Source organism: Pseudomonas sp. HP_12 (assembly GCF_055283955.1).
Map to the genome: position 1 here is coordinate 108,413 of NZ_JBTOQG010000045.1, position 21,457 is coordinate 129,869.

A 21,457-nucleotide genomic window follows, 5' to 3' on the forward strand; every position below is an offset into this window, starting at 1 on the left:
GGAGCCGATATGCCGCGAACCCTGATCCGAAAGAACCCCAGCAACTTCAAGACCCTGCCGTTATTTGTCGAAGCCACCCCGGAAAGCCTGACCTACCAGAGCATCGGGATGCCGCTGAATTTCACCCAGACCCTGGCACGGCGTCGCAAGATCGACGTGGAGGACAGCGAACGGTTTTCCACCGAACTGGCCAATCTCGGCGTCTCGGTGCGCCTGACCCTGCGCTGGCAGAACCGCGATTACTGGGTGCTGGTTCGCCAGCGCCGTCAGGACCGTGGCGATGTGGTGCTCAAGCTGATCTCCGGCTACGTTCCCGCCCACGAACTCAACTTGCCGTTGCATACGGCGGTGCAGGAAGTCGCCGAGGAATGCCTGATCGAGACGCCCCAAGGCTGGCTCGGTGGGCGCTTCAATGAAACCTGGCTGCCAGCGCCTTATGCGGCAGCGCTGCATTACCGCGAAGCGATGCCCTTTCGCCTCACGCCGCTTTCCGGCGCGGCACGCGCTGTACGTTGCGGCAGCCTGACCCTGATTGAGCGGCCCCGCGCTTACGTGCATTTGCCTACGGCGTCGTTGCAACTGATCTACGACATGCGCCTGGAAGTGCCGAAAGAGGCTCGGCCGCTTAGCCTTTTCCACGTCGATGAAAGCCTGGAGAACAACGAGCTGGTGGCGCGCCTCAATCGCAGCAAACCGGATCTGTACCTGATGCCGCTGGAAAACGGCTCGCCCCTGCCCGAGCTGTACACCCTGAAGAACGACAAGCTTTCGCCCGCCGGTACGCGCGGCCTTTATCTGGCCGAGAGCTTCGCCCCACAAGAAGGCTGGGTGGTACGCGAGGAGCGGATTCGCTGGAAAGACTGGCTGGTGCAACAGGGCCTGACGCCGAAGAAAAAGCCCAAATCAGGTCTGACCAAGCTGCGGATCAAAGCGAGGCGGCTGGTCAGGCTGGTGCGCAGCGGCCTGCACAAGTAGGCCGCCACTCAGCTCTTTTCAGTGAGGCGTTTGTCACGCCAGGTGCGCAGCCGGGCGAAGAAGTGGAAATAGCGGTTCTCACGCTTGCCCATCCCGCGCTTCGGTGAGAACGACTCTTCAGCGAAGGCGCCGGTGATGCGCACTCGCGAGGCGGTGGTTGGCAGCGTGCAAACGCGGGCGTCGGCCTCAAGCAGGGCGTACTTGAGCAAACGCTCCGAGTGCAGCTTGCGGCCCGTCGCTTTGCAGAACTCGAAGATGCGCTCCACCCGTTTGCCATAGGCGCGGTAGACGTCGCGGCCGCAAATGGCGAAACGATCGTTCAGCCCGCCCCACCACTGCCAGTCCGGAATATAGGCGTTCAGCCGCCGTGCCTGTGGCGAATGAAAGACATAACCTGGCAGCGGCGAATGGAAGAAATTGTCCGGCCGCACGAACACCACGAAGTCCGGATCGAACGACTCCATCATGCCCGTGACCGTGTGCAGGGAATTAAGCTGATAGATCAAGTTGCGCAGGGAGACGTGCTCGTCGCCCCAGGTGTCGCCCATCGCCTTGACCCGCTCGAAATCCCAGCGATCCAGCACGCCGTCCGTGGACTCGAGAACCCCCGTCATCGACTGGAAAACGTCGTAGTTCTGCGCCTTCAGCTCACCCTTCTCCGCCGAGCGCTGGTTATGCACTTCGTCGATCTTGTAGAGGTGGTAGAAGCATTTGACGTTGCTGCCCTTGGGCAACTGGCCAAGGACGTTTTCCTCGATGGAAGGAAAACAGATTTCCGAGTTGCGCGGGATACCAAAAAACGCGACCGCAATGTTCAGCACTGACAAACTCTCCGGGATCAATGGCAATGCGCCTGGACATGCGCGCTCAAGCGGCGGACGGCCTCGTTCATTTACGAAACAACAGCGTGCGCCACCAACTCCGGGGCTTGAGGGCGATCACTTCGACGTCGGCGCCGAGCAGCCAGTTGCGCTCATAGTCCCAGGCGTGGCCGCCCCAGAGCTTGCCGGCTTCGTTGGAAAAACCGAGGGTCATGAGCCTGTAGCGGTAACCGGCATGAGCGCGCAGCCAGTCGAGCAGCACCAGCACGTTGAAACCCGTGGAAGGACCGACGAAGCGCTTGCCGTTGGGACGATCGACCGGGTAACGCTCGGCCAGGGCCGGCAACGGAATGCGGTCCCAATACAGCGCAACCTCAGGCAGCGGGCACAGCGGCACGGCGCATCCCACCAGCAGCGTGAAGCAACGCGAGCCCGGTTGGGCAGTGAACTTCTGTACGTCAGCGGTTGAAGGCAGGCCAAAGAAATAACAGTCGGGCGCGTTGAAGCCGTGGACAAACAGGTTGACGCTTTCAGGCTTTAGCAGGGCGGCCTTGATGCACAGATTGAAGCTGACCACCACATCGTCGGCACCCACGCCCAAGGCATCGAAATCGGCTGGGGTGATGGCTGGATTGTTGGCGATCAGGATGACCCGTGCAGCGTTAGCCAGGCACTGGCGCAGCGCAGCGGGAAGCGCGCCGAATACGTCCTGATCGGCGCCCGGCAATACAAGGGGTTCACTCGGCGCGGTGCTGTCGTGGTTTGACGGCAACGTCATCAGGCCGGCACCTGCATGCCATGGCGCCACTTGACCCAGGCACGGGTCAGCGCCGACGGACGTTGCCACGGGCGCATCGGCCGCTGAATTTCATCGGCCAGATCGCGGCCCACGCGGGCAAAGGCATAGCGCTCTTCGGCAAATCTTTGCCCTTCGCTGGCGATGCGCGCGGCAAGCTCGGGATCACTCTGCAGCAGGCGGATCTTCTCGACGGCTTCGTCTTCGGAGCGGTAGAACATGACGTTTCGCCCCTCTTCGAACCCCAGCAGCTCGTCCTCTTCACCCTGGCTCCATGCGAGCAGCACGCAGCCGCAGGCCATGGCTTCGAAATTCTTGATCATGAACTCGCCCATGCCGATGTCGGCACTGACGAAAATCCTGATGCGATTAAGCGTTTCAAGGTATTCGGCGCCAGAGGCCGTGCGCGTCACCAGCATGCCGGCGCGCTGCGCGAGGTTTTCCACCAGTTGCTTGCGCTGGGAATACTCGCGGCTTTTCAGGCTGCCCAGGAAGCCCACCGGAATGTCTCGGGGTTGACCGAGATTACGCAGCATTCCCTGGTCGTAGCCCTTGGACACGAACACCGCATCAAGGCCTTCGCCGCGCATGCGCCGCGCGACAACCGCACCGGAAACCAGTGCGCGACTCCACGGCAGCTGCCGGTACAAGCGTGAGTACATGCCGTGGTATTTGCTGGCGCTCATGTAGTTCTGATACGCATCGTGCTCAAGAAAGATCAGCCCCGGAATGCACTTGAGCACCGCGCGCTGGCGAGCAAGCCGTTTGACCCGGGAGAAGATCACCACCCGGTCGTAGCGCTGATAGTCGACCGAGGCCAGAAACGGCCCGAGATTCAGCTGCTGTTGCTTGCTCAGGCGAAAGATGACGCAGTCGTCACAATGCTGGCGCACGGTGTCGTACAAACCGTCCAGTATGACGCGCTGTTCATCCATCACCAGTAACATGACTTTCATACGTTCATATACCGAACTGCGAATACAAAAATGGCAGCGGCAAGGGGTGCCACTCTGCGCTGCGGGCGTCGGATCAGTCCTGACTGCGGATCTTGTCGACGATGGCTGTCGTCGAGCTGTTGGCAACCAGTCCCAGCACTTTCACGGTGCCGCCATAAGAGCCGACGATGTCGGCGCCGACGACTTGGTCAACCGAGTAGTCCCCGCCCTTCACCAGCACGTCCGGACGCACATGGGTCAGCAGGTTTTCCGGGGTGCCTTCGGGGAAGCTGATGACCCAGTCCACCGCACCCAGACCGGCCAGCACGGCCATGCGTCGATCAACGCTGTTGATCGGGCGGCCCGGGCCTTTCAGGCGACTCACCGACGCGTCATCGTTGACCGCCACGATCAGCCGATCGCCCTGGGCGCGGGCCTGTTCCAGGTAGGTGACATGGCCGGCGTGGAGAATGTCGAAGCAGCCGTTGGTGAAGACGATGGTCTCGTTGTGGGCACGGGCGTCGTCGATGGCCAGCAGCAGCTGATCGAGGGTCAGCACGCCGCGCTCGGAACCTTCGGCGCGCTGGATGGCGCGACGCAACTCGGGAGCGCTGATCGCGGCAGTGCCGAGCTTGCCCACGACGATGCCCGCCGCAAGGTTCGCCAGCGCGACGGCGTGAGGCAATTCCTCGCCGGCCGCAATGGCCGCTGCCAGCGTGGAGATGACGGTATCGCCAGCACCCGTCACATCGAAGACCTCCCGCGCGCGGGCCGGAAGGTGCAGCGTCGGTTGGTCCGGGCGCAGCAGGGTCATGCCGTGTTCGCCACGGGTGACCAGCAACGCACCCAGATCGAGGTCCTTCATCAGCGCCGCGCCTTTGGCGACCAGCTCTGCCTCGTCGACGCAATGGCCGACAATGGCTTCGAATTCACTCAGGTTGGGGGTAATCAGGCTGGCGCCACGGTAGATCGCGAAGTCTTTGCCCTTGGGGTCGGCGAGCACGGGAATGCCACGGTCCCGGGCGGCCTTGATCAGCACTTGATGATTCTTCAGCGCGCCTTTGCCGTAGTCGGACAGGACCAGCACTTTGATGCCGTCGAGCAAGGCATCGACCTCGCGGCTCAGGGCCTCGGGGTCAGTGGCAAAGGGTTCTTCGAAGTCGATGCGCAGGAGTTGCTGGTGCCGACTCATGACGCGCAATTTGACGATGGTGGGCTGATGGGCGATGCGCTGGAAGCTGGCGATCACGCCAGCGGCCTTGAGGCTGTTGCTCAGGCTGTCGGCGGCTTCGTCGGTGCCCGTCACGCCGACCAGGGACGCCTTGGCGCCCAGCGCAGCAATGTTCAACGCCACGTTGGCGGCACCGCCCGGACGGTCTTCGATCTGGTCGACTTTGACCACCGGCACCGGTGCTTCAGGGGAGATTCTGGAAGTGCCACCGTGCCAGTAGCGGTCGAGCATGACATCGCCGACAACTAACACTTGAGCCTGATCAAAACGCGGCATGGACAACTTCATCGAACAACCCGTGGCAGAAATGGACAAGGACGGAATCTTAGCACAGCGATCAGCGCTGGCTGGCCGGTTGGCCTCGAATCCCTTAGTGCTTCAAACAGCGCTTCAGATGGCGCTTTAACTGGTGCAACGAATGGCGCATCGACTGTTGCAGCTATGGGCGCGGAAAGCGGCGAACCCAGAACACCTCGTGACGGCGCACGGCCTTGCGGAAGAATTCGTCGTCTCCCGTCAGCGGCCATTCGCGACCGGCCAGCCAGCGTTGAATCTGCCGGCGCAGTCGCTTCTTCAGGGGTGGCGCTCCCTGGAGGTCATGCTGCATCGCCAGAGCCATGGCCTTATCCAGTTGCACCTCCGAGCTGAGCGACGTACTCCAGAGCTGATCCACCGAAGGCGCCTCTACAAACGGCGGCAGCGCGACGCCTTTACCGGCCAGCCCCATGGGCCAGCGGTCGTTGTCGTGCAGGTGGTTGGCGTAGAACAGCGCCACCTCGGGCGTGTGCGCGCTTCTGCCCACCGCCTGGTATAACGCTTGGGTCGTGGCGATGTGGTCAGCGTGGGGGTCGAGTTCCGGGTGCGGCATGACAATGACGTCCGGCCGGTAAGCATCGAGCAGCGCCGCGAGATCGGCCACGAGATTGTTCCAGGTGGGCGCGCCGTCCTGATCACCCGGCAACGGCAAAGGATTGTGCTGCCGCGCACTGCGGATGTCGGTCTCTGAGGAGTCGCGAGAACCAAACGGCTGATCCGGCGACTGGGCCATGGCCGGCAGTTGCAGGCAGTAATAGCCCAGTTGCACGCACTGACTCTGGGGCACACCGCCCCACAGCGGAATCGCCAGGCTGTCCCAGGTACGCAGACGCCCCTTGAGCCGGGCAGCATCGGCGCGGTTCAGCCCCAGTTGTTCGTAGCGTTCGGCCTCGATTTCGCCCTGGGTCACCGTAACGATGCTGCAATCCGCCGCCTGGCTGTACAGGCCAAAGGCTGCCAGTTCGGCGTCGTCGGCGTGGGGCGCGAGGATCATCAACCGTTGCTGCCGGTAATCCGGGTTGCTCAATACGTATAAGCGGGCGGCGCTGGCGATGCGGCAGAAGCCGCCTTTGAGGCGCAGCGTGCTGTCCGCGACGACGTCCCGCTGCCCGGTGAGGTTCACGTAGCGACGCCCGGCAAAGCCTCGTTCGAAATCCTGGCGGTCGTCGCCTGCCAACACGTAGGGGTCCAGCCAGCGACCGAGCCAGGTGCTGCGCAGGTCGAGCTCCAGCAGCAGGGTTTCGCCTTCGCCCAAAGGCTCGCTCAGTTGCAGCATGCCATTGACGACAGAAACAGGCTGCGCCTGGGCCGCGTCAGGAAACTGGTAGTGGTAATCGCTCTTGGGCGAATAAAACAGATGGTCGGAGAACCAGGCTTCGTGGGCGATCCAGGCGGCGACGATCAGCAACGGCACCAGCCACCACGCGACCCAGATGCCAATGCCGATCAGCAGCACCAGACCGATGATCAGCGCCAGACGCTTGTTGCGCCGATGTCGTTTCAGAAGCTGCTGCTTGCGCCCGGACATGTCATCCAACCTTGTAGACAGGCACCGTCTGGCACCAGCGGTCTTTGTATTCGCGATCGGAGCGGCCGAAGGAGTAGCGCAAAGGCTTGTTCACCGCCCTCGCATCAGCCCAGGCGTTCTGGGTGTTGACGAAGCTCAGCACGCTGCCGGCGCTCAACGCCTGATGGGCCGGATCGACACCGCCGTTGATGTATTCCACCGACACCCAGTGTGGCGATTCGACCCTGTACAGCACCTGAGCGGCAATGGGTTTGCCTTCCAGCAGGATCATCGAGCCGGTCATGAACTCGCGCATCAGCTCGAACACCTTGGCCAGATGATCCTTGCCCGGCACGTCGAAGCCCCAGCGCGCATGAAACAGGCTGGAGTAAATGCGGGCTTGTTCCTCGGACGTGAAATCCAGCATCGGCTGCACGACCCCGCCCGCCTCCTCAAGCAAACGCTGTTCACGGCGCTGGTTGTAGCGGAATTTCTTGGAATAGTCCTCAGGCGCGCGGGCGATGGCCAGGCTCTCGGCTTGCGGCTTGAGGGTGTCAATCTGACCGGCGTTCAACTCCGACACGTAACTCATGCGCTGGCGTACCGGCACTGTCACGCCGGGCGCAATCGGCAGAATGATCTCTGCATTGCCCAGATCGAACACCCGCCGATTACGCTGCTTGAGTACCTTCTTGGCCAGCGCCAGCTCCCGGCCCCAGCAGGCCACCGCAGCAACGACGTTGCCGTCTTGCAGCCAACCCAGATAACGGACCGGAATGTCAGCCAGCCCGGCCAGGCGCTCGATCACGTGCGGGTGCGTGGCAACGCTGCCGCCGAACTGCTGCCACGCGGTGGCGTAGGTCGTTGCATCAATCGGGGTCCAGCCTCGCTCACGCCATGCGCGCAAGTGACTCAGCATGCATCGACTGCCCGATCGATTTCGACTGGCTCGTCTTCTTCGAACTGTTTGGCATGCAGGCGCGTGTAGTAGCCGTTCTGCGCCAGCAGCTCGGCATGGGAGCCGCGCTCGACAATGCGGCCTTCGTCCATGACCAGAATGACGTCGGCTTTTTCGATGGTGGTCAGGCGGTGGGCGATCACCAGCGTGGTGCGGCCCTGCATGACCTTCTCCAGGGCTTTCTGGATATGGCGCTCGGACTCGGTATCCAGCGCCGAGGTCGCTTCGTCGAGAATCAGCAGCGGCGCGTTTTTCAGCAGCGCGCGGGCAATCGCCAGACGCTGGCGCTGACCGCCGGACAGCAGCACGCCGTTCTCGCCGACGAGGGTCTGATACTGCTGAGGCAACTTGTCGATGAATTCCTCCGAATAGGCATCGGCCGAAGCTTTCTTGATCTCTTCCAGCGGCACGCCCGCCAGATCGCCATACGCGATGTTGTTGGCGATGGTGTCGTTGAACAGCGTGACGTTCTGGTTCACCAGCGCGATCTGACGACGCAGGCTGCGCAGGGTGTAGTCCTGAGTCTCGACGCCATCGAGAAGAATCTGGCCCTGCACGTGATCGTAGAAACGCGGAATCAGGCTCGCCAAGGTGGATTTGCCGCTGCCGGAGCGGCCCACCAGCGCGACCATCTGGCCGGCTTCGGCGACAAAACTCACGTCGTTGAGCACGCGCTTTTCCGTGCCTGGGTAGGTGAACGTGAGGTTTTTGACCTCCAGACGGCCTGAAACCTTGTCGCGCTCTACGGTGCCCAAGTCCTGCTCGGTCTGCTCATCCAGTTGCTCGAAGATGCTCTCCGCACCGGCGACGCCTTTCTGGATGGTGGAACTGACTTCGGACAACTGACGGATCGGCTTGGGCAGCAGGCCGGCCATGGTGATGTAGGCCACCAGATCACCCGCCGACGAGTCGCCGCGCAGATAAAGGACAAGGAACATCACGATGGCCATGCCGCTGTAGGTCACCAATTGCAGCATCGGCGTGTAAACCGCGCCGGTCTTGGTCATCGCCAACTGCTTTTTGGTATTGCTGCGGCTGGCCTTTTCGAAGCGGGCCTTTTCGTAGTCTTCGCCGCCAAAGCTGCGGACCACGCGATAACCGTGAATGGTTTCAGACGCGACGTGGGTGACGTCGCCCATGGCCACCTGAATCTTCTTGCTCTGCTTGCGAAACTTCTTGCTGGTGCTGTTCACCATGACCGCAATGAGCGGCAGTATCGCCAGCATCACCAGGGTCAGTTTCCAGTTCATCCACAGCAGCGCGCCGAACAGAAAGATGACCGTCATGCCTTCGCGAATCACCACCTTGATTGCGTCAGTGGCAGCGCCGGTGACCATGGTCACGTTGAAGGTGATGCGCGAGATCAGATGCCCTGAGTTGCTGTTGTCGAAGAAGCGGTTGGGCAGCGTGAGCAATTTGTTGAACAGCACGACGCGCAGGTCATGCACCAGCCCGAGGGAGACGCGGGCCAGGAAGAAGTTGCCCAGATACGAGCCGGCACCTTGCCAGGCTGCGATCAGAACGATCATCAGCGGCACCGCCTGCAGCAATTGCAGGTGACCAATATAAGGGTTGCCGGGGAACAGGCTGGCTTCGGGATTGGCCAGGCCATCGACGAAGTATTTGAGGATGTAAGCGAGCATCGGCTGGGTGGACGCAAAGATAAGAAAGCCGACAATGCTCAAGCAGAAAAGGCCGATGTACGGCCGCACATAGGTCAATAGACGAAAGTAAATCGCCAGGGTCGTTTTAGCTTGAGGATCAGGACTGCTCATGGGAATCCGCACGAAAAAATTAGGCGGGCATGGTAGCACAACCCATATTTGTCGACCCCTGCCGCGACCCAAGCGGGGCCGACTCGGGTAACATGCCGCATTTGTTCAGGTAAGTATGCCGATGCACCCAATGGAACACAGCGCCTATCTGGCCTTGCGAGAAAACGCCACCGTGCTCGAAGCGGACGGATCCGGGGACAAGGTTCTGTTGCTTGAAGACGGCACCATTCTCAAACTGTTCCGCCGCAAGCGTCTGATCAGCTCGGCCTTGCTGTTTCCCTACGCGCAACGCTTCGCCGACAACATCGACGCCCTCAAAAAGCGTGGCATTCCCTGCCCCGACGTCATCGCCACCTACCGAATTGCCAGCATCAGCCGCGATGCCGTGCGTTACACGCCGTTGCCCGGCCTGACCATCCGCCAGGTGTTGAAAGAGCACGGTGAAAGCGCGCCACTGCGGGCTGAATTGGGTACGTTTATCGCCCACCTGCATGATCGCGGCGTCTACTTTCGCTCGCTGCACATGGGCAATGTGATCCTCACCCCGGAGGCAAAACTGGGGCTCATCGATATCTCTGACATGAAGTGCCAGCGTCGCGCGCTGAGCGATTCGAAGCGGCTGCGCAATTTCCAGCACCTGCTCAGGTATAAGGAAGATCGCGCGTGGCTGGTGGAAAGCGATGGGGGCACGGCCTTTATTTCAGCTTACACCCAAGGCCGGAGCGCCCACTTCACTGCGCGTTTGAAGGCGCTGTTTGCGTAGAAGGGTCGGGTTGAACGCCCAGCAGCTCGTCGAGGCGCTGCAGGGTGATTTTGGGAATGACCCGCTCCGGCATGCGACTGACACTGGATAGATTGAACACCTGCATGCCGGTTCGCGGCAGGATCTTGCGAGTCATCAACGCGAAGCTTGGCAGGATGTATTGCTCGAAGTCCTCGTCCAGGCTGCTGGGCAAAGCCGCTTCTCCCTTCTCGTAAAAACGCCCCCCGCCCTGACGCAGGTCCATCCCGACCACGAACACCTGACGAAACCCCAGATGGCAGACCAGCTGCAAGGCGCCGAAGGGAATGGTTCGACTGCCGAAATAGCCGCGTTTGAGGTTCAGGCTGAAGCCAATGCGGTTGGGCTTGCGACGCAGCAGGGAGAAGTTGGAGATCAGCTCGTCGTCGTTGCGGATTGACCACGCATAGGCTCGATCCGACATGACGGCCTTGCCTTCCTGGCGATTGACCCGCTCCAGCAGATAAATCTTCTTGCCGTTCAGCGCAGTGGCGTCGGCCGAATGAATGGCCTGAAGCACATCCAGACTCATCGCCAGATGCTCGCCGTGGCGAACCCCCATCAGTGCCAGCGCTGGCCGGCCGATGACGAAATTCGGATCGTCGCACAGGTAGTAGAAAGGCCGGATGCCCTCGTCGACGCAGCGCACGATCGAGCCGTTCATGGCGACGACCGGCAGGCTCCGGTAACGGGGAAGCGGAAACTCGTTCGCCGAGGGGCCGGACGCCAGCAGCAATACCGGACCTGTAACAGAACCGCGGGATTGCGCAAAGTCCTGCAGGCACACTTCCAGATCATGCCCTACCAGCCAGCGTTGCTCGCCCCGCGCTTCAACCCTCAGCACACCGCGCCTCCCGGGAGATCGCCACCGCGCCAGCCAACGGCAGCCAGAGCCATTCCCACACCAGATTGGGTGACCCAACGAAGGTGTGCAGTTCCACGGTCATGACCACGCCACCGGCGCAGAGGATCGCCAGCCAGAGCCGAGCGATCTCCGAGGTCTTGCGCACTCGGGCCAGACACGCGCCAGCGTGCAGCATCGTCGCCAGCAGCAGCGCCAGACCGACGATGCCGAACTGGTAGAGCACCTCGAAATACAAACCGTGGGTGTTGCGCACGATTTGCCCGGTCGAGAGGTGAACCTCGCCCAGTGGCGTACCCGCGCCAACCCCGAACCACCAGTGGCCAGCCAGGCGCTCGAACACCGCAAGCCAGACTTCGTTGCGCCCGGTCACGCCACGGGTCTGCACTTCGTAAGCGAGCTCGCTGAAGCCGAAAATGAGCACAAGCGCGACGACGATGGCCGCAGGAATCAGGATATTGCGACGCAGCTTGCCACTGGTCATAGTGCCAAGCAGCACCAGCCCGCCGACCGATGAAGCCAGCCAGGCGCTGCGCGCGAAAGTGAAGTAGATGTACGTGGCGATAAGGGCGCAGCACAGCAGCCAGAGGCCGATTTCGGCACGGCGCCTTGAGCGTAATGTCAGCCAGATACCGGCCAGCAGAAACAAGCCGTAGTTCATGCCGGCAACGATGGTGTTGCCAAAGTCGGCCACATCGGTCACGCCCGAGCCAGCCAGTGACATCTGCCGATAGCCGAGGACAAACGCACCGTGGATGGCGAGATTGAGCATGGAAAATGTGGCGAACAGCGCAACCACCACGACCGACAGCTTGAGGATTTTTTCCCAGTCGAATGTGCCCCTCGCCCTTATCACGCCAACGCCGATGAAAAACACAAGGATGAGCAGAAGCCGACGCAGGGATTTCATGTCGTCGTCTGACATCAGGCTGTTGATCAGCAGATAAGCGAACAGCAGCAGGACGGTATAGGTCAGCGGGCTGACTGAAAAGGATCGCCGACTCAGCGCCGGCGCTGCGCAAAGCAAGGCAACGACCAGCGCCGCGCGAATGAACGCAGCCCAGGAACTTGACTCACCGGGCCACCAGAACGGCCCGAGAAATATGATCAGCATCACCACCGCAAGCAGTAAACCTGCGATGTACCCCGCACGTGCCGGCAAATTTTTTACAACCATTCCAATCCATATCCTGTGCTATGCAGCCGGGTGTTCATTGCTATCAGAGGCCAATGGCTGCCAGCGGTTCGAATGAAATCAGGTTTCCGAGGTGAGCGCGACGACTTGCGGCAACTGCCAGAAAACTGCTTTTACCGCCTCATCGCTGAAACGGTCGTGCAGCCGTTGCAGCATCGCATCCGCGCAGGACTGCCGCAGCTCGGCGTCCATCCGCGAAAGGTGGATCAGCCCCTGAGCCAGAGACTCGGCTCCGCCCAGGGGAAACAGTATGCCCACGCCTTCAACCACTTCCTTCGCGCCGCCACAGGCGGTTGCCAGCAGAGGCACGCCGGCCACCATGGCCTCCAGCAGCACCATGCCGAAGGGTTCGTGATCGGAGCTCAGTGCGAACACGTCGAAGGCCTTGAAGTAGCGGCTGGCTTGAGTCACCTGCCCCGCCAGCATCACCTCGTGGCCGATACCCAGTTCGGCCGCCAGGTGCCTGAGGTCCTGTTCCAGCCGACCCTGACCGAGAATCACCAGTTGGCTGTCAGCGGGCAGGTTCGGCAACGCCTGGGCGAATCCGCGCAGCAGCGTCGACTGATCCTTGTCGGGATGCAGCCGCCCGACATTGCCCACGACCCACGCCTCCTGGGCCAGACCCAACGCGTCGCGGGCCTCCTCACGGGACAACAGCGTGGCGCTCAGTTGATCGACATCGATGCGGTTATAGAGGGTCTGGATACGCTCGACCGGCCATTTCGGCAGGCAGGCGCGAATGTCATCGCGCACGGCATCGGACACGCCCAGCAGGCTCAGGCGGGAGCGGAACAGGTTCGCCAGCACCTTGCGGCTGCGGCGCCGGTAATCACCAAACGCATGATGGACGCCGATCACCGGCAAGCGGGTCGCGACCAGTGCGATGTAGGTCGGCTTGAAACGGTGGGTGATGCAAAACTCAAAACTGCGGGACGCCGCGATCTTGCGCAGATCGCGGATCGCTCCCACCTTCATGCCGCCGATGGCCTTGGAGCTGTACTCCATGAACAGCACTTCGTCCGACGCGCAACTGGCTGCAACCTCGGCATCTGCGGCGCCGGTCAGGAATACCGTGGTGACACGGTATCCCCTGCCCACGAACAGGCTGGCGTATTGACGGGCGCAGTCGAGGAACGGCCCGTCATAGCCGTGGCAGAACTGGAGAACATGGCGCTCAGCTGAGCGTGTCATGGGTGTCCACGCCGTCTTTGACCACCAGAATGTCTTCCATGATCAGGTACTCCAGATCGGAGCCGAAGAACATATTCAGCGCATCGGTCGGCGAGCAGATCATCGGCTCGCCGCGACGGTTGAGCGACGTATTAAGGGAAACCCCGTTGCCCGTCAGGTTTTCCAGCGCCTTCATCATGTCGTAGTAACGCGGGTTGTACTCGCGCTTGAGCACCTGGGCGCGGGAGGTACCGTCTTCGTGGACGACTTCCGGCACACGGGTTTTCCACTCTTCCGCCACTTCGAAAGTGAAGGTCATGAACGGCGCCGGGTGATCGATCTTGATCATCTGCGGAGCGACGGTGTCGAGCATCGACGGGCAGAAAGGCCTCCAGCGCTCGCGGAACTTGATCTGATGGTTGATGCGATCGGCGACGCCGGCAATGCTCGGGCAGCCGATGATCGAACGACCACCGAGGGCACGAGGACCGAATTCCATGCGGCCCTGGAACCAGGCCACCGGGTTGCCCGCGACCATGATTTTGGCGATGCGCTCGGGGGTGTTGTCGATCTGGCGCCAGGCCGGCTTGCTCGGGTGGCGGGCGCAGGCGGCGATAACATCTTCGTTGCTGTAGGACGGGCCGAGGTAGACGTGTTCCATCTTCTCGACCGGCACGCCGCGTGCGTGGGAAACGTAGGCGGCAGCGCCGACGGCAGTGCCGGCATCACCCGACGCGGGCTGAACGAACAGCTCTTTGACGTCAGGGCGCGCGATGATTTTCTGGTTCAGTTTGACGTTCAGCGCACAGCCGCCAGCGAAGGCGAGCTTGCCGGTTTCTTTGAGGATGTCACCCAGATAGTGATCGATCATCTGCAGCGACAGCTTCTCGAACAGCGCCTGCATGCTGGCGGCGTAATGGATGTACGGCTCGTCGGCGATGTCGCCTTCGCGCTTGGGGCCCAGCCACTCGATCAGTTTCGGCGAGAAGTAGAAGCCTTTGCCCTTCTCTTTGTAACGACGCAGGCCGATGACGTTGGCGTATTCGGTGTTGATCACCAGTTCGCCGTTTTCGAACGTGGCCAGGCGCGAGAAATCATATTTGGTCGCATCGCCGTACGGCGCCATGCCCATGACTTTGAATTCGCCGTCGAGCATCTCGAAGCCGAGGAATTCGGTGATCGCGCCATACAGCCCGCCGAGGGAATCCGGGTCGTAGAATTCTTTGATCTTGTGGATCTTGCCGTTTTCGCCGTAGCCGAAGAACGTGGTGGCGTACTCACCCTTGCCGTCGATCCCGAGGATCGCGGTTTTCTCCTGGAAGCCGGAGCAGTGGTAGGCGCTGGAAGCGTGGGCAAGGTGGTGCTCGACGGGCTCGATCTTGATCTTTTTCGGATCAAAACCCAGTTGTTCCAGGCACCAGACGATTTTGTTGCGATAGCGCTTGTAGCGGCGGTTGCCCATCAGAATCGCGTCGAGGGCGCGGTCCGGGGCATACCAGTAACGTTTGGCGTAGTGCCAGCGCGCTTCGCCGAACAGGCTGATGGGCGCGAAAGGAATGGCCACGACATCGACGTCGGAAGGCTTGATGCCCGCTTGTTCGAGGCAGAACTTCGCTGATTCGTAGGGCATGCGGTTCTTGGCATGCTTGTCGCGAACGAAACGCTCTTCTTCGGCCGCAGCAACCAGCTTGCCGTCGATGTACAGGGCTGCGGAAGGATCATGGCTAAGGGCGCCGGACAGGCCAAGGATCGTCAATGCCACTAGGGTCTAGCCTCTTAAGTCTGCATGCAGGCATCACGCGCCTGACAAATAAGGTGTGTCTGGCGCCACGGCGGCAGACAGCTAAAGGGCGGGATTATAGCGTAATGGCTCTGGAAGTGGTCGCAGGGAATGAACTGCCCCGCGATGCCTCGGTGGGACCGGCTGAAGCCGGTCCTACACGTTTGCGCCTCACCTCGTGCGTTAACTATTTAGCACCACGCGCCCCGGCGTTCTGATTGATTGATCGCTCGACGAATCATCGGGCTGCTTGCCCGGCTCTTGCGCAAGCTCATTGCGCGGAGATCACTCAGGAATGCTGTACGCCATGGAAACCTTTTCACCCAACCCGCCTGCGCTTGATCGGCTGACGACGCTCGCCGCTGTTCTCGACGCCGAATGCCAGCATCTTCCGGATGCCAAGGCCTGCCTCAACACCCCGCCGCTGCCAGTGAGCCCGGAGCAGAAAACGCTGCTGCACTCGGCCATCACTCGTTTCTGGGCCGAACCCAGTGCGCGTGATATTTCACGCCGCGAGCTCTTCGTGACCTGCATCGAATTGACCCTGCGTGACGACCTGCTGCTGAACATAGAAGAAGGCGAGCTGCACCGCGACTATGCGCGCTGCCTGCCGGGCATGGACGCCGAGGAGCATGTGGTGTTCAGCGCGCTCGAGCTGCAACTTGATGCAGAACGTCGCATCGAGCTGGCCGGGGCGCTGGTCGCAACCGCCCAGCCGGGGCAGACCTTGCTCTGGTTGCCCGGCCAGGCCGTCGAAGGCTTCGTGTCGAACGAGGCATTGCAGCAAGCACTCGCCCGCCGCATCAATCACCCACTCCTGCGCCTGCCACTCTTGCGTCTTATGCAGGACAGCACGCGCGACGCCTGGCTCGAGATTGCCTCCGGCGGTGATGTATTTCTTGAGCCCACCCACCCTTCGGACTTCCAACTGCAGCCGATCAAGGGATCGCCCTACGACCATGCCTTTGATCGCCTGCTGGCCAGGCAGCGTGTGGACATCGACGCGCTGTTCGGTAACGCCCACAACCTGTCGCCTCAGACCCTTCAGGCCCGACTCGAAGACCTGCTCCACCAGCCGAAATCCTGGGGCCCGGGCGGCGCCATAGCCGCTGCGCAGGATCGTCGCGCCCAGCGAGATGAGCGCCGCGCACGCCCCGACTGGCTGGAGATGGCCAGCACCGAGCAACGTGAGCGCTACGCCTCGGGCCTGATGGATTACGAGCGATCGCGCAATGCGTTGATGAGCGTCATGGACGACGCCGCGTCCCCGCAGCAATTCGCGCGAAGCCGTCTGCGCGCGCGACTGGCCAATGATCTGGGTATTGATCTCGATCCGGACGAGGTCCTGATCAGCACCGAACGAACGCAGCCCATCACCGGTGAGACCTTCTCCGTCCGCCGAACACTGACGCATCTGGCACTTTAAGGCCTGCATCCTGGCGACACAGCCCCAGATTCGGCCTTCCAGACCCACAGCCGAATCACTCACAACGGTCTGCCGCTTGAGCCTGAGTACAGCGACATGACGCCGGCCTACCTCGCCGACGTCATCAACGAGCAAGACCTGCGAACGCGTTTCGGCCCCGCGCAACGCCTGGCGCTCGGCTCGCCGACCATCCAGCGCCTGATGGGCGAAGCGATGCATCATCAGCTCATCGCCCAGGCCCGTGGCGCCGAACTGCAGGGGCATATCCAGCCTTCCGACCTGAGCCTGATCGAGTCGCTGAATCCGGACACCGCCGCGCCGCGAAATCCTGCCGTGAACGTGCAGCAGATCAAGCTGAACGGTCACGACGTATTGAGCAGCGTGCTGCTATTGCGCAAGCTTGACGCTTCGGGTCAGCCGGACGGGTTGCTGATGTTCACCCCGGACAGCCCGCGCACCCAACATTTCCAACGCTTCGACAACGAGCGTCAGTTGCTCGGCGAGCTGGTGAGCTGGAGCCGGTCCGCCGACATGAACCACTTCCTGCTGGCGCAGATCACCGCCGGCAGAAGAGCCGCCCTGAAAGACCAGCTGCATGATTTGAGTGAAAAGCCAGCGCCTGCCCAGGACTGGATCAGCTACACCACCCTCCCCGATTACAACAGCGGTGTGCGTGCGCTGGTGTCGGCGCGCGTGCAGGTAATGCTCTCCGAACAACGGCTGCACACCCCGGACTGGTTCCTGCGGGCATCCGCCGAGCAGCGTCAGCAAATGGTGGCACTGGAGGATACGATCGTGGCGGCGGGCGAAATCTACCAAGCCGCCCCACACACCCGGGTGACCGACTTCAACGCCTACGTTCATCGGACTGCCAGCCGCAAGATCAACGCGCTGCTGGGTCTGCCGCCGGAAACGGTGGACCCTGACCGGATCACCATTCACACGCCCCGCGAAACCCTGTCCTACACCCAGATGCTGCGTGACGGTTACGACGACACCCTTGGCCTGCTCAACCCGGCGGCCGATACCACCGCCACCTTCAGCGGCCCCGAGGGGGTCGATCTCACACCACTGAGCCCGGAGAAGGTCGCCGGCTCGGTTCGCGGGCAATGGGTGGCCGATCAGTACATCGCGATGATTCGCGGGCAACTGCTGGCGCCTGCCAGCGAGGGCTACGACTGGCGCCGTCAACAGAGCCTGCTGCTGACGCAATTGCAAATGCGCGCCGACGCCTTTCGCAGCTTTCTCGAAGGCCACATCGACGCCTCCCAGCTGCACTGGCTCACCCTCTCCATCGTCAACATGCATCAGAGCAGCCCGGCAGACCGCCTGCGCTATCGGGTCTATCCACTGCAATTGAGCGTGGACGTGATGGCTATCGCGCCTCGTGCAGAGGTCATTCACGGCTGCTTCCTGCTCACGCCGCCTGACGCGAGCACGCTGGAGCAGGTTCTGCTGTATACGCCGCAGGCACCGGATGGCCGCGCCTTCCGACCACTTAGCGCGTTCAGCAACACGCTGCTGAGCGAAGGCATGGGCGATTACTACCTGAGCCGCGCCCGGGTGAAGGCCGGCATGCCGCTGGCATTTGCCCTGGCTGAACTGAAGAAAGGCGGTGGTCGCAAACCCGCACTGCCGAGGGCGCCGTTCAGCAACCTGTATGACGTGTGCTTCAACCAGGTGATCGAGCGCAAGATCCAGGATGTCGAGGACACCCAGACCAGTCGCGCGGACATGCTCTGTCGCCAGGTCTGGAGCAGCCTCGAGCTGATCGCGACCGCCGTGACCTTGCCCTTCCCGCCTGCCAGCTTTGCCGTCGGCATGATCATCGCGAGCGCTGATGGTTATCGCGCGCTGCGAGCCCTCGACGAGCGGGATCACGCCACCGCCAGCTTCTACGTGCTCAGCGCCTGGCTCAACACGGCGGGCGCTGCGGGCGATCTGCACTCGGGAATGAAAGGGCTCGGCGGCATTTTGAAGGATCTGACCGGACAAAAAACCGCCGGCAGGTACGCCCGCTCGGTTGCCCATGCTACCGACGAGACGCTGCAGCCGGTCGCGGTGGAGAACGAACTCTTCTGGGCCGCGCCTCAGTCTGCCAACCGCCATGTCCCGCTGTACCGGACCCACGCGCTGATCCCCGAAACCCTTCAGCCCACCGGGCGTTATGCGCAAACCGATGTGACCGGCGTTTGGAGGGCATTGCAGCAGGACACCCCGCCGGTGCGGGTCGCAAATACCGTCGCACCTCCGCTGCACGCGGTGGATGTATCGCTGACAGACGCGCTCCCCCTGAGCCGCCCGCACGGGCAAGGTGTCAGCGTCGTTCGTGGCAACTTTTACATCGCCCTGCAGGGCCAGACGTACCAGGTCCAGTACGACGCCAGGCTGGCCGCCTGGCAGATCGTCGATCCGCGCAACCCGTTCGCCTTTTTTGGCCGCCAGACGGTGCGCCTCAACCGCCAGGGCCAGTGGCAGCTGCTTGAGCCTGCGCGCTTGCGAGGCGGCGTTCTGCCTTCGTTCAGCCGACTGGACGAAACCCCCGCAGGCCCCGCCACGGCGGTGGGCGACTTAAGCGATTACGAAATGCCGGAATCGCTGCAGCCCTACGTCTTCGGGATCGTCAGCCCAAGGCAGGCTGAACATTTTGAGGAAGGCCCGTTTGGTCTGCATGAGTTTTTCGACGACATTTTCCAGGGCGGTCGTTCGACCTACAAGACGTTGCGCCAGAATCTGTACCGCGATGCAAAAGCATTCTTCGAGCAGCCCCCCCTTCCGGGTAAACCCGAGTTGCCGGTGCTGGCCGATGACGTGACGACTCAAGCGTTTTTCGACGCCGCACTGAAAAAATCCAACGGACTGGTGATTGGCGAAGCTCCGACGTCCATCGCCAGCAAACAACTGCTGATCGACAACATGCCGTTGCTGGCGGAGCGCAAGGTCGAGGTGCTGTACATCGAGCATCTGCAGACCGACCAGCACACGCACAAGCTGCAGAAATACAAGGCACTCGGCAGCAAGACGCGCAGCGGCTCCCACATGATCAAGCACTACCTGGAGACCGTGAACGAGGGCGCGCTCAAGAACGGCAGCGAAAAATACGACTATTACCACCTGATCAAAGCGGCCCACCGCCACGGCATCGACGTTCGTCCGTTCAGTTCATCGGTCAGCTATGACTACGCGGGCAACGAAGTGGCATCCGCTGCAGGTGATGCCCTCGCGCCCCAAAAGATGGCGGTTTTCTTTGGTCACAAAGTGATCAGCGGCGATGTGCAGCAGCACCCGGGCAGGCGCTGGATCGCGCTGCTCGACCACCGCACCGCCAACACCTGGCAGCAACAGCCAGGCATCAGCGAACTGCAAGGCGTACTCAGCCTGCGCGTCGAAGACGTGCCGTTGGGCGCGCCGACCCAGATATCCGTGGACAGCGATGCCGTCATCAGCAGCGCGGCGTCGCGCGCGGACTTCAAGGCACAGATCGGCAACCCGAATATCGATAACGGGGCCGGCGCAGCCTCGCCCGTCAGTCCATCCGACACATCAATGGACGATGCGCTGTATGGCTTCTTCGAACGACGTTCGCCCCAGGAGTGGGGTCTGGACCCTAATCGCCGCGCCATCGTTTCCCACCGCCGGAGCGAGGTGAACCCCTACGTCGGTGATCACGGTTTCGAATGGAACCCGGCCGGCTACTGGACCCGCGCCGATGCCGCGACCTGGAGCAACGACTACCCCCTGGGCGCCATTCAGCAGTCGCTGATCGACAACCGCTACCAGATGCCTGCCGACATGCGGAGCATCTTTCATGACCTGGCCAACTTCCGTCACAGAGGCCTCAACCCCGATTACTTTTTCATCGAAAGTCATCTGGTGGAGGTGCGTGAGAAGTTCTTCGAACTGGCGAACACGCTGCAGAAAGATGCGCGCTCAGTGCTCAACCTGGCCCTCCCTGAACGGGTGATTTTGCCCGAGGTAAAAGCCGACACGCCGTTGAGCATGTTCATCGAAGAGCTGTACGAAAACACGTCCGGAGTGGTCATTGGCGAATCCCATTCGGCACGCGCCAGCAAGCGCTTCATCCTCGACAACATGGAGCATCTGGCGCGCCAGGACGTGAAGACGCTGTACATGGAGCATTTGCTGACGGACGTCCATCAGGCCGACCTGGACCGCTTCGCTGAAACGGGGCTGATGAGCAAACGTCTGCTGCACGACCTCAAGCGCATGGACCAGACGTTCCGGACCGACCCGACCGGCCTCTACTCGTTCGAAAGGCTGGTGGTCCACGCCAGGCGGCATGGCATTGAAATCCGCGGGATCGACTGCGCCGCCAGTTACTTCATCCGCCATATGCCGACCCACTCCAACACCACGCGCCAGCAGGTGCTGAGCTACTTTGCGTCCCGCACGATACGCAAGCATCAAGAGGTGATGGGACCGCACAAGTGGATGGCGCTGGTGGGTGAAACCCATGCCAACACGTTCAAAAACAGCGTCCCGGGCATTGCCGAGCTGGAACAGGGGATTGGCGTGCGGGTGATGGACGTGGCGCCGGGCAAAGGCCACGGCATCATGATCGATCCGGGCGAACAGGTCCCGGCCGGGCTGGGTCATGAGTCAGTGCGGGTGCAGAATGATTTCCGCGTGGAAATCGAACTGCCGCCACGCCCTCAGCTCGCCACGCCCGTCGGCGGCAGGCTGCATAGTCCGGGCATGTTCATGCTCGATGAGTCCGCCCCCTTGCGGCCCACGATCGTGCATCGCTCAAGGGACCGCACCCTCAAGCACACGCCGGTGCGGTTCAATACCGCTGGCAAAGCCTACGTCGAGCGCGAGTCGTGGCCGCAGGTTCATCGCCAGCCGTTCGACAACGTGCAGGCATTGATCGACGCACTGGTGGAGATGAACCTCAAGCACGCGGACTGAC

Annotated in this window: 14 protein-coding genes and 1 pseudogene; 4 read left to right on the forward strand and 11 right to left on the reverse strand. The window is 61.9% G+C overall.

All coding sequences use genetic code 11. The features are described from left to right. The first annotated feature begins 9 nt into the window (after positions 1–9). Positions 10–975 carry a metal ABC transporter ATPase gene (locus ACYASU_RS20865; RefSeq protein WP_463583906.1) on the forward strand — a complete coding sequence of 322 codons (966 nt, stop codon included), beginning with the start codon at positions 10–12 and terminating at the stop codon, positions 973–975. Between the two features lie 8 nt (positions 976–983). On the opposite strand, the gene ACYASU_RS20870 is transcribed toward ACYASU_RS20865, so the two are convergent. The 7 genes from ACYASU_RS20870 to msbA all read right to left on the reverse strand — a co-directional run bounded on the left by ACYASU_RS20870 (position 984) and on the right by msbA (position 9,313). Further along, positions 984–1,796: a hypothetical protein gene (locus ACYASU_RS20870; protein WP_463583907.1), complete on the reverse strand. Its 813-nt coding sequence runs from the start codon at positions 1,794–1,796 to the stop codon at positions 984–986. A gap of 67 nt (positions 1,797–1,863) precedes the next feature. Then, the gene (locus ACYASU_RS20875) at positions 1,864–2,574 is read right to left on the reverse strand and encodes a hypothetical protein (RefSeq protein WP_463583908.1); all 711 of its coding nucleotides are present in this window, start codon (positions 2,572–2,574) and stop codon (positions 1,864–1,866) included. After that, on the reverse strand, positions 2,574–3,548 hold the full coding sequence (locus ACYASU_RS20880) for a glycosyltransferase family protein (protein WP_463583909.1): 975 nt from the start codon (positions 3,546–3,548) through the stop codon (positions 2,574–2,576). Before ACYASU_RS20880 ends, ACYASU_RS20875 begins: the two co-directional genes overlap by 1 nt. 73 nt (positions 3,549–3,621) lie before the next feature. Next, positions 3,622–5,046, reverse strand: a complete 1,425-nt coding sequence (hldE, locus tag ACYASU_RS20885; protein ID WP_192171128.1) for a bifunctional D-glycero-beta-D-manno-heptose-7-phosphate kinase/D-glycero-beta-D-manno-heptose 1-phosphate adenylyltransferase HldE — start codon at positions 5,044–5,046, stop codon at positions 3,622–3,624. A gap of 151 nt (positions 5,047–5,197) precedes the next feature. Next, entirely contained in the window at positions 5,198–6,601 is a 1,404-nt protein-coding gene (locus tag ACYASU_RS20890; RefSeq protein WP_463583910.1) for a PIG-L deacetylase family protein, read from the reverse strand. Between the two features lies 1 nt (position 6,602). After that, positions 6,603–7,499 carry a GNAT family N-acetyltransferase gene (locus tag ACYASU_RS20895; RefSeq protein WP_463583911.1) on the reverse strand — a complete coding sequence of 299 codons (897 nt, stop codon included), beginning with the start codon at positions 7,497–7,499 and terminating at the stop codon, positions 6,603–6,605. After that, a complete protein-coding gene (msbA, locus tag ACYASU_RS20900) occupies positions 7,493–9,313 on the reverse strand; it encodes a lipid A export permease/ATP-binding protein MsbA (protein ID WP_463583912.1) in 1,821 nt (606 codons plus the stop codon). The genes ACYASU_RS20895 and msbA overlap by 7 nt, the downstream gene beginning before the upstream one ends. A gap of 121 nt (positions 9,314–9,434) precedes the next feature. Here msbA and ACYASU_RS20905 point away from each other — a divergent pair, with 121 nt between their 5' ends. Further along, on the forward strand, positions 9,435–10,076 hold the full coding sequence (locus ACYASU_RS20905; protein ID WP_346626861.1) for a lipopolysaccharide kinase InaA family protein: 642 nt from the start codon (positions 9,435–9,437) through the stop codon (positions 10,074–10,076). Here ACYASU_RS20905 and ACYASU_RS20910 read toward each other — a convergent pair. The 4 genes from ACYASU_RS20910 to ACYASU_RS20925 form a co-directional block, all read right to left on the reverse strand. Next, the gene (locus ACYASU_RS20910) at positions 10,045–10,938 is read right to left on the reverse strand and encodes a lipopolysaccharide core biosynthesis protein (RefSeq protein WP_463583913.1); all 894 of its coding nucleotides are present in this window, start codon (positions 10,936–10,938) and stop codon (positions 10,045–10,047) included. The genes ACYASU_RS20905 and ACYASU_RS20910 overlap by 32 nt on opposite strands. Then, complete coding sequence (locus ACYASU_RS20915; RefSeq protein WP_463583914.1) at positions 10,925–12,133, reverse strand: O-antigen ligase family protein; 1,209 nt, start codon at positions 12,131–12,133, stop codon at positions 10,925–10,927. The genes ACYASU_RS20910 and ACYASU_RS20915 overlap by 14 nt, the downstream gene beginning before the upstream one ends. A 78-nt stretch (positions 12,134–12,211) precedes the next feature. Then, positions 12,212–13,342: a glycosyltransferase gene (locus ACYASU_RS20920; RefSeq protein ID WP_122625597.1), complete on the reverse strand. Its 1,131-nt coding sequence runs from the start codon at positions 13,340–13,342 to the stop codon at positions 12,212–12,214. After that, entirely contained in the window at positions 13,326–15,083 is a 1,758-nt protein-coding gene (locus tag ACYASU_RS20925) for a carbamoyltransferase family protein (protein WP_192171135.1), read from the reverse strand. The genes ACYASU_RS20920 and ACYASU_RS20925 overlap by 17 nt, the downstream gene beginning before the upstream one ends. A gap of 859 nt (positions 15,084–15,942) precedes the next feature. Between ACYASU_RS20925 and ACYASU_RS20930 the strand changes: the two are divergent. Then, positions 15,943–17,073 (forward strand): annotated as a pseudogene (locus tag ACYASU_RS20930) (dermonecrotic toxin domain-containing protein); the annotation flags it as partial. A 225-nt stretch (positions 17,074–17,298) separates the two neighbouring features. Continuing rightward, positions 17,299–21,456: a membrane-targeted effector domain-containing toxin gene (locus ACYASU_RS20935; protein ID WP_463583986.1), complete on the forward strand. Its 4,158-nt coding sequence runs from the start codon at positions 17,299–17,301 to the stop codon at positions 21,454–21,456. Position 21,457 lies beyond the last annotated feature (1 nt).